Source organism: Bradyrhizobium forestalis, assembly GCF_002795245.1.
GTDB classification, from domain to species: Bacteria; Pseudomonadota; Alphaproteobacteria; order Rhizobiales; family Xanthobacteraceae; genus Bradyrhizobium; species Bradyrhizobium forestalis.
In genome coordinates this window covers 1-11,518 of the sequence record NZ_PGVG01000081.1, presented here as the reverse complement: position 1 = coordinate 11,518, position 11,518 = coordinate 1, and the positions used below count along the sequence as shown (strand labels likewise).

Genomic DNA, 11,518 nt, shown 5'->3' with positions numbered 1-11,518 from the left:
CCGTCGCTCTTGCACTCTACACCAGGCCTCGGAAGACCCTGGGCTGGAAAACACCGGCAGAAACTCTCGACGAATTGCTGCGGGTGAGCGATACACAAGGTGTTGCGACGACCGGTTGAAGTCGCCCAGTACGCCGCGGCCTCTCGATTCGTCACTGCTGTTTCTGGAATACTGGATGCCCCGCCTTCGCGGGGCATGACAGCGAGGGTCACACCCTTACCGGCCCCAGCGTCTCGAAATGACCGCGCTTCTGCAGCCAGGCCAGCAGCACCAGGCTCGGGATCGCCACCAGCACGCAGATCACGAAGAACAGCGCCCAGCCCGTGGTATCGGCCACGAAGCCGGCGCCGGATGACAGATACGTCCGTCCCACCGCCGCAAGCGCGGTGAGCAGCGCATATTGCGTCGCTGTGTGCAACGGGTTTTGGCACAGCGCCGAAAGGTAGGCGACGAAGATCACGGTGCCGATGGCGCTGGTGAAGTTCTCCGCGCAGATGGCGAGCGCCAGCGCCCATTGATTGGTGCCGACCACGGCGAGCCAGGAGAAGGACAAATTGGCGAGCGCCTGCACCACGCCGCCGATCCAGAGCGACGTCGCCAGGGAATAGCGGCGCGCGACGAAACCACCGGCAAAGCCGCCGATCAGGGTCGCAGCGAGGCCGACGCCCTTCACGATCGCCGCATAGTCGTTGCGGGAGAAGCCGAGATCGATCACGAACGGCGCCGTCATCGTACCCGAGAACGCGTCGGTGAACTTGAATAGCACCACGAAGGCGAGCGCAGCGAGCGCGTCCTTGCGCGACAGGAATTCCGAGAATGCGCCGATCGCCGCGTGCAGCACGCGCGCGAACGCAGTCTCGGCCTTCGTCGCGGCTTCGGCGCGCACCGATTGCTCGGGCTCGGTTGCAATCAGCGCCGTGATCGTCCCGATCAGCACCATCGCCGCCATCACCACATAGCCCCACATCCACGCCGAGGTGCGGGTGATGCCGGTGCTCTCGAAGCCGGAGACGATGAACAGCGCGCCCGCGGTCGAGACCAGCATGCCGATGCGGTAGGCCGCGACGTAAGCGGCCATGCCGGCGGCCTGCTCGCTCTCCGGCAGGCTCTCGACGCGGAAGGCGTCGACGACGATGTCCTGCGTCGACGATGTCGTCGCCACCAGCAGTGCCCCGAGCGCGACGTAGAACGGTGAGCGGGCCGGATCGGTCATCGCCAGCAGCAGGATCGCGACGATCAGCAGCAGTTGCGAGAACACCAGCCAGCCGCGCCGCCGCCCGAAGGCGCGGGTGAACAGCGGCACATGCATCGCATCCACCAGCGGCGCCCACAGGAATTTCAGCGTGTAGGGCGTGCCGACCAGCGCAAACAGCCCGATGGTCTTGAGATCGACCCCGGCCTCCCGCATCCACACCAGAAGCGTCGATCCCGACAGTGCCAGCGGCAGCCCCGAGGAGAAGCCGAGGAACAGCACGATCAGCACGCCCGGTTGCAGGTACACGGCGAGGCTGCCGCGCCAGGAAGTGGCAGGGACGGAAGTCGTGGCGGGCGAGGTCAAGTCGGGTGCGGTCATGGGGAGGTGTTAGCAGATTCTGGGGGAAAAGACTCGCGGTAGCCGGTGAGGCGGGAACGCCTTCGACACCCTCAGTGTCGTCGTCCGCGAAGGCGGACGATCCAGTAATCACCAGCGTCTCGGTTCAACCACGACCGCCGCGGCGTACTGGATGTCCCGCCTTCCCGGGGCATGACGGTGTCATGGTGGGCCGGCAATCTCGTGATAAAGATCATCCCAATTCGGGTTGTGCTGCTCGATCAGCCGAATCTTCCAGGCTCTGTTCCATTTCTTGAGACGCTTCTCCCGCTTGATCGCATTCTCGGGATCGTCGAACTGCTCGAAATAGACCAGCCTTGCTACGTCATATTTCTCCGTGAAGCTCTCGATGAGTTTTGACTTATGCTCGGCGACACGGCGGATGAGATCGTTCGTCACGCCGATGTACAGCGTGCCGCCGATTTTGCTGGCGAGAATGTAGACGTAGTAGTGGCTTGCGCCCATCTGCCGGCCCCCCTCGCTGTCATCGTCCGCGAAGGCGGACGATCCAGTAATCACCCAGCATCTCGGTTCAATCACACCCGTCACGGCGTACTGGATGCCCCGCCTTCGCGGGGCATGACAGCGTGCCTTAACCTCACTCCCCCGCCTGGAGCTTCCGCGGAAACAGTTCCGGCGCAGCCGTCGCCACCAGCTTCGGGCCCTCCGCCGCATCGCTCTTGCTGAAATCGAGCTCCTCGATCCGTCCTGCGCGCTTCTCGATCTTGTCGGCGGAGATCAGCACCTGGCGGACGTCCTCGCTCACATCGGCAAAATGCTTCTGCAGCTTCAGCACGCGGTCGCGCAGGCGTCCCAGGTCGTCGCCGAGCTTGATCACTTCGGTGCGGATCTGGTCGGCGGCATCGCGCATGCGCGCGTCCTTCATGATCTGCTGCATCACCTGGATCGCAAGCATCAGAAGCGACGGCGACACCAGCACGACGCGGGCGCGATAGGCCTTCTGGATCACGTCGTCGAAGCCGTCATGGATCTCGGCATAGACGGACTCCGACGGCACGAACATCAGCGCCATCTCCTGGGTCTCGCCGGTGACGAGGTATTTTTCGGCGATGTCGCTGACATGCTTCATCACGTCGCCGCGCAGCCGCTGCGTGGCGACGCGCCGCTCCTCGTCGGTGCGGGCGTCGTGCAGCGCGGTCATCGCCTCCAGCGGAAATTTGGCGTCGATGCAGAGCGGGCGCTGGTCGGGCAGGAACACGACGCAGTCGGGCCGTTTTCCCGTCGAGAGCGTGAACTGGAACTCGTAGGAGCCCTTGGGAAGACCGTCCTGGACGATCGCCTCCATCCGCGCCTGGCCGAAGGCGCCGCGCGACTGCTTGTTGGCGAGCACGTCGCGCAAGGTGGTCACCTGGGTGGTGAGATCGGTGAGGTTCTTGTGCGCGCTGTCGATGATGCCGAGCCGCTCGTGCAGCGCGCGCAGGCTCTCCATGGTGTTGCGGGTCGAATGTTCCATGGACTGGCCGACGCGATGGGTGACGGAATCCAGCCGCTCGTTGACGGCCCGCGCCATCTCGGCCTGGCGGCCGGCCAGCGCCTGGGTCATGGCATCGACCCGGCCGGAGGCCTCGCTCTGGGCGTGGAGGACCTGGCTGAGGCGTTCCTCGAGCTCGTCGGCCCGGATCGCGTGCGCCATGGCGAGCTCCGCGCCGCGCCGCCCCGAGCGCGCGATCACGACCGCAATCACAACCAGCAGGATGAGGACGAGCGCACCGAAGCCGATCAGCGCGTCGACGGTGCGCACCGGCCAGTCGCCCAGCACAAAAATGATCTCGTTCATGCCTGCCTTCTACCCGATTCGCCCGGTTGCGCGAACGAAGAGGGAACGGAGGCGGTTAATAGTCCCCTAATTTCTATGGTTAACGAAGCCTGAAGTTTTATGGTTAGCGGAGGGTTAACGGGGTTCCTGGCCGCATTGACCGCATCCGGCGCGCGGCTTAAATCGCGGCCATGGCCCTACGAGAAATCATCATCCTGCCCGACAAGCAGCTGCGCCTGGTCTCCAAGCCGATCGAGAAGGTCACGCCGGAGATCCGCAAGCTGGCCGACGACATGTTCGAGACCATGTACGACGCGCCCGGCATCGGCCTCGCCGCGATCCAGGTCGCGCAGCCCTTGCGTCTCATCACCATGGACCTCGCCAAGCGCGACGAGAGCGGCGAGACCAAGCGCGAGCCGCGCGTCTTCATCAATCCGGAGATCCTGGCCTCGTCCGAGGAGCTGTCGGTGTACGAGGAAGGCTGCCTCTCGATCCCCGAATATTACGAGGAGGTCGAGCGGCCCGCGAAAGTGCGCGTGCGCTTCACCGATCTCGACGGCAAGGTGCATGAGGAGGATGCCGAAGGCCTCTACGCCACCTGCATCCAGCACGAGATCGACCATCTCAACGGCGTGCTGTTCGTCGATTATCTGTCGAAGCTCAAGCGCGACCGCGTCATGAAGAAGTTCGAGAAAGCCGCCAAGCGCGCGGCGGAGTAGGGTTTTTCGTCGTTCCGGCTCTTCGAGCCGCCCCGGAATGACTGTTACTGGAATGCGTCCCTCACAGGTCTTCACATGCCCCTCCGCCTCATCTTCATGGGCACGCCCGATTTCTCCGTGCCGACGCTGCTCGAGCTGGTCGCGCATGGCCATGAGATCGCGGCGGTCTACACCCGCGCGCCGAAGCCCGGCGGGCGGCGCGGCCTGCAATTGCAGCCGACGCCGGTCGAGGAAGCCGCGCGCAAACTCGGCATTCCCGTGCTGACGCCGAAGACGTTGAAGACCGAGGAGGCGCTGGACGAATTTCGCAGCTTCGACGCCGATGCCGCCGTCGTCGTCGCCTACGGCATGATCCTGCCGCAGGCGATTCTCGATGCGCCAAAGCTCGGCTGCTACAATCTGCACGCTTCGCTGTTGCCGCGCTGGCGCGGCGCCGCCCCCATCAATCGCGCGATCATGGCAGGCGATGCCGAGAGCGGTGTCATGGTGATGAAGATGGATGTCGGCCTCGACACCGGCGACGTCGCCATGGCCGAACGGATCGCGATCACCGACAACATGACCGCGCTCGACCTGCACGATCGCCTGTCCCGGTTGGGTGCCGATCTGATGGTGCGCGCGATGGCCGCGCTCGAACGCGGCGGGCTCCAGCTCAAGAAGCAGAGAGAGGACGGCGTCACCTATGCCGCCAAGATCGACAAGGCCGAGGCGCGGATCGACTGGACCAAGCCGGCGCGCGCGGTGCTGCGCCACATCCATGGCCTGTCGCCGTTCCCCGGCGCCTGGAGCGAGTTCGAGAATGCGCGCGTAAAAATCCTGCGCTGCGAGCTGGCGAAGGGTTCCGGCACGCCGGGCGAGGTGCTCGACGATCGCCTCACCATCGCCTGCGGCGAGGGCGCCATCCGCATCCTCGAGCTCCAGCGCGAAGGCAAGGCGCGGATGCAGGCCACGGATTTCCTGCGCGGCGCGCCGCTGAAGGCAGGCGCCAAATTCACCTAACGCTGTCATACCCCGCGAAGGCGGGGTATCCAGTACGCCGAGACTTCTGAGATTGAACCGAACCGTCACGGCGTACTGGATCGTCCGCCTACGCGGACGATGACACCGGGAAAGATGCCCCGCTACAAGCTCACCATCGAATATGACGGCGCGCCGTTCTTCGGCTGGCAGGTGCAGGAGACGCTGCCGTCGGTGCAGGGCGCGCTGCAGGCTGCGGTGAAGGCGATGACCGGCGCGGATCTGCGCGTGCACGGCGCCGGCCGCACCGATGCCGGCGTGCATGCGCGCGGTCAGGTCGCGCATGTCGACGTCGACAAGCAGTTTCCGCCGGGGCGTTTTCGCGACGGGCTCAATGCGCATCTGCGCCCGCATCCGATCGCGGTGCTCGAGGCCGAGATCGTGCCTGACACGTTCGAGGCGCGCTTTTCGGCGGTCAAGCGCCACTACCGCTACCGCATCATCAACACCCGCGCCAATCTCGCGCTCGACGTCGGCCACGCCTGGCGCGTGCCGCGCAAGCTCGATGCCGACGCGATGCACGCGGCGGCGCAGCGCCTGCTCGGCAAGCACGATTTTACGACGTTTCGCGACACGGAGTGCCAGGCCAAATCGCCGGAGAAGACGCTCGATCAGCTCGAGGTGATGCGCGACGGCCGCGAGATCACGATCATCACTTCGGCGCGCTCGTTCCTGCACAGCCAGGTGCGCTCGATGGTGGGCTCACTGGTCTGGGTCGGCGAAGGGCGCTGGACCGCCGACGATCTCTCCGCAGCGCTTGCAGCCCGCAATCGCACCGCCTGCGGCATCGTCGCCCCGCCGGAGGGGCTGTATCTGATGAAGGTGGAGTATTGAGAGGGTGAGGGCAGGGATCGCTCGCCCTCACCCCACCCTCGATGTCATGCCCCGCGCAGGCGGGGCATCCAGTACGCCGCGGCCTCTCGGCTCAATCACTGCTGTCTCTGGAATACTGGATCGCCCGCCTTCGCGGGCGATGACAGCGGAGAATGGGAAAGCGCCAGCGCCCTACCCGAAATACCGCGTCAAAATCCCGCGATACACCTGTGTCAGCTTCTCCAGATCCTTAACCGGCACGCGCTCGTCGACCTGGTGCATGGTCTGCCCGACCAGGCCGAACTCGATCACGGGGCAATAGCTCGAGATGAAACGCGCATCCGACGTGCCGCCCGAGGTCGACAGCTCCGGCTTGCGGCCCGTCACCTCCTCGATCGCGGACACCGCGAGATCGGTGAACGGGCCGGGCTTGGTCACGAACACGTTGGAGTTCGAGGGCTCCCAGACGATGCGGGCCTTGATGCGGTTGCCGCAGGCTTTGGCGAGGCGCTGTTCGACCAGCTCGCGCAGGGATGCCTGGGTATGGTTGTCGTTGTAGCGGATGTTGAATTTCGCGCGGGCCTCGCCGGGGATGACGTTGAAGGCCTTGTTGCCGACATCGACCGAGACGAATTCGAGATTGGACGCCTGGAATTGAGCGCTGCCATGGTCGAGCGGCTCGTCGGAGATCGCCACGATCAGCCGCGAAATATCCGGCACCGGATTGGAGGCGCGGTGCGGATAGGCGACATGGCCCTGCACGCCGTCGACGACGAGCGTGCCGGATTGTGAGCCGCGCCGGCCGACCTTGATGGTGTCGCCGAGCGTCTCGACATTGGAGGGCTCGCCCAGCACGCAATGGTCGAATTTTTCGCCGCGCTCGGCGACCCATTTGAGCAGCTTGATGGTGCCGTTGATGGAGACGTCTTCCTCGTCGCCCGTGATCAGGAACGAGATCGAGCCCTTTCCGTCGGCGGCCGGCTTGCCGCCGTTCGCAGCGAGATGCTCCAGCACCGCAGCGACCGAGCAGGCGATGCCGCCCTTCATGTCGACCGCGCCGCGGCCGTGCAGCACGCCGTCCTTCACCTCGCCGGAGAACGCGCCGACGCTCCAGGCGCTCTCGTCGCCGGGCGGCACCACGTCGGTATGGCCGGCAAAGGTGATGTGCGGCCCTTCCGTGCCGATCCGCGCATAGAGATTGTCGACATCGGCGGTGCCTTCCTCGCTGAAGGTCACGCGGTGGCAGGTGAAGCCGGCTGCAGTCAGGGCTTTTTCAAGCACTCCGAGCGCGCCGGCATCGGCCGGCGTCACCGAGGGGCAGCGGATGAGGTCGCGGGCAATGGAAAGAGCATCGGTCATGCGCGTCGGATCAATCCCGCAGCAGCTCGTTGATGCTGGTCTTGGATCGCGTACGCTCGTCGACGCGCTTGACGATCACGGCGCAGGCGGTGCTCGGGCCGATCTGGCCGTTCTTCATGGGCTTGCCGGGCAGCGCGCCGGGCACCACCACCGAATATTCGGGGACTTCGCCCATGTAGACCTCGCCGGTCTCGCGGTCGACGATCTTGGTCGAGGCGCCCAGGAACACGCCCATCGCCAGCACCGCGCCCTTGCGCACGATCACGCCTTCGGCGACCTCCGAGCGCGCGCCGATGAAGCAGTCGTCCTCGATGATGACCGGCTCGGCCTGCAGCGGCTCGAGCACGCCGCCGATACCGGCGCCGCCGGAGATGTGCACGCGCTTGCCGATCTGGGCACAGGAGCCGACGGTGGCCCAGGTGTCCACCATGGTGCTCTCATCGACATAGGCGCCGAGATTGACGAAGGACGGCATCAAGACGACGTTCTTGGCGATGAAGGCCGAGCGGCGCACCACCGCGCCCGGCACCGCGCGGAAGCCGGCATCGCGAAACCGGTTCTCGCCCCAGCCTTCGAACTTCGAGGGCACCTTGTCCCACCAGGTCGCCTTGCCCGGGCCGCCGGGAATGACGCCCATGTCGTTGAGGCGGAAGGACAGCAGCACGGCCTTCTTCAGCCATTGATTGACCTTCCACTTACCGTCAGTGCCGCGCTCGGCGACGCGCGCCTCGCCCTTGTCCAAGGTCTCCAGCGCTTGGTCCACGGCTTCGCGCACCTCGCCCTTGGTCGTGGTCGAGATGCCGTCACGCGCCTCGAAGGCGCTGTTGATGGTGGATTCGAGGGCTGCAAGGGACATCGGGATTTCCTCTGGGGAGCGGGAATTTTGATGGATTGATGGGCTTTTTCGGGATTTGGGCCGGGAGAGTCAAGCTTGGTTCGGTGTCATCACCCGCGAAAGCGGGTGATCCAGTACGCCGCAGCGGTCGTGATGAATCGAGATGGTGGTGATGACTGGATACCCCGCCTTCGCGGGGTATGACGGCTACTCTGGGTGGGACAGCGCAGCCAAAAAACCCGCCAGATCATCCGTGACGTGATCGACATGGGCGGCATCCCGGCCCTCCAGTTCCCAGTCTTCCCGCACCACCTCTTTCGTCCCATCGGGCACCACCAGCACGGTGGTCATGCCGAGCTCATGCGGGACGGTGAGGTTGCGGGCGAGGTCCTCGAACATCGCGGCGCGCGTCGGGTCGACGGCATGATCAGCGAGGAACTTTCGGTAGGTCTGCGGCGCAGGCTTCGGCTCGAACTCGGCGGCGATGATGTCGAACACGCCGTCGAAATGCGAGGCGAAGCCGAGCCGCGCCAGCACGGCGTCGACGTGGTCGACCGAGCCGTTGGTCAGGATCAGTTTTCGCCCCGGCAGTTTTGCGATGGCTGCACCGAGCGCCGGGTTTGGCTCCAGCGGTGAATGATCGATCTTGTGCACATAGGCGAGATAGTCGTCGGCGGAGACGCCGTGCAGGGTCATCATCCCGCGCATCGTGGTGCCGAAGCGCCGATAATAGTCCTTCTGGATAGCCCGCGCTTCCTCCGGGCCGACGTTCAGCCAGTTGCAGACGAACTCCCCGATCCGCGCATCGACCTGCTGCCACAGATTGACGTGATGCGGATAGAGGGTGTTGTCGAGATCGAACACCCAGGTGTCGATGTGCGTGAAGGCGCGGGGAGAGGTCATATCAACATTCTCAGTTCGTCGTCCCGGACAAGCGCGCCCGAAGCGCGCGCCGATCCGGACCCATAACCATAGGGAGGAGTCGTTTGCGGGATCGTAGCCACATCATGCCCGAGAACGGCGGTCTGTGGTTATGGGTCCCTGCTTTCGCAGGGACGACGGCGGAGTTTGTGGAGCCTGCGCTCTCATCAAACCGACACCGTCACGGCACCGCAAACCGCAGCGTCTTGCCGCCGCTACTCATATCCACCGCACCAAACCCCGTCGCCGCAAATCCGCGCGCGCCGCAATCGGTCTGCTCGCCGGTCTCGAACTTGGTCTCGCGCGTGCAGAGCTGCCTGTCGCCGCCCCAGTTCAGCGGCCGGTCCTTCAGCTTGATGACGCGGTTGTCGGCGTCGACCGCTTCCGCGAAGCTGAAGATCTGCTTCGGCTGGCCGGTCACATCGGGGTGCAGGCAGGTCTTGGGATCGATACGATACCAGCCGCGGCTGGTCACGGCCTTGCCGTCGTCGGTCGCGATCGCCGCCATCACCTTGTGCGGCGTGTCGTTGCACCAGGTCAGCCCGGTCGCAGACGGCGTCTGCACGGCATCGACCATGGTCTTGAAGAAGTTTTGCGAGCCCACGATGTCCGACGACAGGCCGCGGCTCTTCAGGAAGGCGGCGAGGGCGGCTTGAGTCTTCGGCCCGTCGACGCCATCGATCGGCGCTGCGTCGTAGCCTGCGATCACCAAGAGCCGCTGGATGCCGGCGAGGCGCGCCTGCTCGTCGTCATATTCGGAATCCTCGGCGAGATAGGCAACGAGGTTGCCGTCCGCGCCTTGCGTCGGCGTCACCTGCGTGAACGGGACTTGCGTCTGGCCGCTGCGGCATTGCCGCGCCGCGGCGATGACGAAATTGTCTTGCGCCACGCAGAGCATGTCGCTGCCGCTTTGCGGGATCGGGGACGCGCCGTAGACGCCGAGGGCGCGGGCGTTGAGCAGGATGCGGTCGGCGGTCAGCGTGCCCTGCACCACCACGCGGCAGGCGGCGGGATCGATCCTGAACCAGCCGCGCGTCGCGGTGGCCGCCTTGTCGTCGATGCCGATCGCGGCCTCGACGACATAGGACATGCGGTTGCAGATCTTGAGGTCGGCAAAGGCCGGCGCGGCGGAGAAGAGGAACGAGACGAGCGCGGCCGGCAGCGTCATCAGGAAGCGGGTGAGGGGGGAGCGGCGGCGCCGCCTTCCACTGAGCTCGTCATGGCCGGGCTTGTCCCGGCCATCCACGTCTTTGCCACCAGAAGAAAGAACGTGGATGCCCGGGACAAGCCCGGGCATGACGGCCTTCGTGCGTGGCGCCTCTCGCATCACTTGTGGATCAGCGTGCCCGTGCCCTGGTTGGTGAAGAGCTCGAGCAGCACCGCGTGCTGCATCTTGCCGTCGATGATGACGACGCCCTGCACGCCCTGTTCCAGCGCGTAGATGCAGGTCTCGACCTTCGGGATCATGCCGCCGGAGATGGTGCCGTCGGCGATCAGCTTGCGCGCGTCCTTGATCGATAGTTCCGGAATGAGCTTCTTGGACTTGTCGAGCACGCCCGGCACGTCGGTGAGCAGCAACAGGCGCTTGGCCTTCAGCGCGCCGGCGACCGCACCGGCAAAGGTATCGGCGTTGATGTTCAGCGTCTGGCCGTCTTGGGAAGTCGCGAGCGGCGCCAGCACCGGGATCAGCTCGTAGCCGATCAGCTGGTTGAGCAGCGTCAGGTCGACCTTCTCGGGGTCGCCGACGAAGCCGAGATCGATCGCCTTCTCGATGTTCGAGCCTGGATCGACGATGGTGCGCGTCGTCTTCGACGCCTTCACCATGTTGCCGTCCTTGCCGGAGAGACCCACGGCCTTGCCGCCGGCTTCGTTGATGTAGCCGACGATCTGCTTGTTGACCGAACCGGCCAGCACCATCTCGACGATCTCGATGGTCGCGGCGTCGGTGATGCGCAGGCCCGCGGCGAATTCCGAGACGATGCCGAGGCGCTTGAGCATGGTCGCGATCTGCGGCCCGCCGCCATGCACCACCACCGGATTGATCGCGGTCTGCTCGAGCAGCACGATGTCGCGGGCAAAATTCTTGGCGGTCTCCTCGTCGCCCATGGCATGGCCGCCATATTTGATGACGATGGTTTCCTCGTCATACTGCTGCATGTGCGGCAGCGCTTCGGACAGGATGCGGGCCTGGTCGAGCGGGGAGATGTCGGTCATGTCGCGGTCTCGCTGGCGGGTCTAACGCGGCCTGCGTTCTATCCGATTGGCGGGGGCAGCGCAAAGTGTGGCTGGCATGCCGCTGCGTAGCCCGCGCATTGGGGGCGTGTCCCGGACGCGGCGCGGCACGAAGTGACGCACCGCTGAGCCGGGACCCATATGTGGACGGCCCCCTGCTGGCAAGAGGCGGAATGATATTCTGATCGAAGCGATTGCGGCCATATGTCCGGTCTTTGATGCGGTCGCACATGACCGCTGCCAAGATGGGGTAC

11 protein-coding genes are annotated in these 11,518 nt (G+C 65.2%); 3 read left to right on the top strand and 8 right to left on the bottom strand.

The features are described from left to right. Nucleotides 1-208: 208 nt before the first annotated feature. From CVM73_RS38140 to CVM73_RS38130, 3 genes are all read right to left on the bottom strand, one after another. Nucleotides 209-1,573, bottom strand: a complete 1,365-nt coding sequence (locus tag CVM73_RS38140) for an AmpG family muropeptide MFS transporter (RefSeq protein ID WP_100236857.1) — start codon at nucleotides 1,571-1,573, stop codon at nucleotides 209-211. 180 nt (nucleotides 1,574-1,753) lie between these two features. After that, a complete protein-coding gene (locus tag CVM73_RS38135) occupies nucleotides 1,754-2,056 on the bottom strand; it encodes a GIY-YIG nuclease family protein (protein ID WP_100236856.1) in 303 nt (100 codons plus the stop codon). A gap of 133 nt (nucleotides 2,057-2,189) precedes the next feature. Continuing rightward, complete coding sequence (locus CVM73_RS38130; protein WP_100236855.1) at nucleotides 2,190-3,389, bottom strand: DNA recombination protein RmuC; 1,200 nt, start codon at nucleotides 3,387-3,389, stop codon at nucleotides 2,190-2,192. A gap of 170 nt (nucleotides 3,390-3,559) precedes the next feature. Between CVM73_RS38130 and def the strand changes: the two genes are divergently transcribed. From def to truA, 3 genes are all read left to right on the top strand, one after another. Beyond that, on the top strand, nucleotides 3,560-4,087 hold the full coding sequence (gene def, locus CVM73_RS38125) for a peptide deformylase (RefSeq protein WP_100236854.1): 528 nt from the start codon (nucleotides 3,560-3,562) through the stop codon (nucleotides 4,085-4,087). Nucleotides 4,088-4,162: 75 nt separating this feature from the next. Next, on the top strand, nucleotides 4,163-5,086 hold the full coding sequence (gene fmt, locus CVM73_RS38120; RefSeq protein ID WP_100236853.1) for a methionyl-tRNA formyltransferase: 924 nt from the start codon (nucleotides 4,163-4,165) through the stop codon (nucleotides 5,084-5,086). Between the two features lie 114 nt (nucleotides 5,087-5,200). Further along, a complete protein-coding gene (gene truA, locus CVM73_RS38115) occupies nucleotides 5,201-5,938 on the top strand; it encodes a tRNA pseudouridine(38-40) synthase TruA (RefSeq protein WP_100236852.1) in 738 nt (245 codons plus the stop codon). A gap of 171 nt (nucleotides 5,939-6,109) precedes the next feature. Here the strand turns inward: truA and dapE are convergent, their stop codons facing one another. The 5 genes from dapE to argB form a co-directional block, all read right to left on the bottom strand. Further along, on the bottom strand, nucleotides 6,110-7,276 hold the full coding sequence (gene dapE, locus CVM73_RS38110) for a succinyl-diaminopimelate desuccinylase (protein ID WP_100236851.1): 1,167 nt from the start codon (nucleotides 7,274-7,276) through the stop codon (nucleotides 6,110-6,112). Nucleotides 7,277-7,286: 10 nt separating this feature from the next. Then, a complete protein-coding gene (gene dapD, locus CVM73_RS38105) occupies nucleotides 7,287-8,132 on the bottom strand; it encodes a 2,3,4,5-tetrahydropyridine-2,6-dicarboxylate N-succinyltransferase (RefSeq protein WP_100236850.1) in 846 nt (281 codons plus the stop codon). Nucleotides 8,133-8,318: 186 nt separating this feature from the next. Beyond that, complete coding sequence (locus CVM73_RS38100) at nucleotides 8,319-9,014, bottom strand: pyrimidine 5'-nucleotidase (RefSeq protein WP_100236849.1); 696 nt, start codon at nucleotides 9,012-9,014, stop codon at nucleotides 8,319-8,321. A 199-nt stretch (nucleotides 9,015-9,213) separates the two neighbouring features. Then, nucleotides 9,214-10,329 carry a DUF1036 domain-containing protein gene (locus CVM73_RS38095; RefSeq protein ID WP_430641332.1) on the bottom strand — a complete coding sequence of 372 codons (1,116 nt, stop codon included), beginning with the start codon at nucleotides 10,327-10,329 and terminating at the stop codon, nucleotides 9,214-9,216. Between the two features lie 29 nt (nucleotides 10,330-10,358). Next, nucleotides 10,359-11,246: an acetylglutamate kinase gene (gene argB, locus CVM73_RS38090; protein ID WP_100236847.1), complete on the bottom strand. Its 888-nt coding sequence runs from the start codon at nucleotides 11,244-11,246 to the stop codon at nucleotides 10,359-10,361. Nucleotides 11,247-11,518 lie beyond the last annotated feature (272 nt).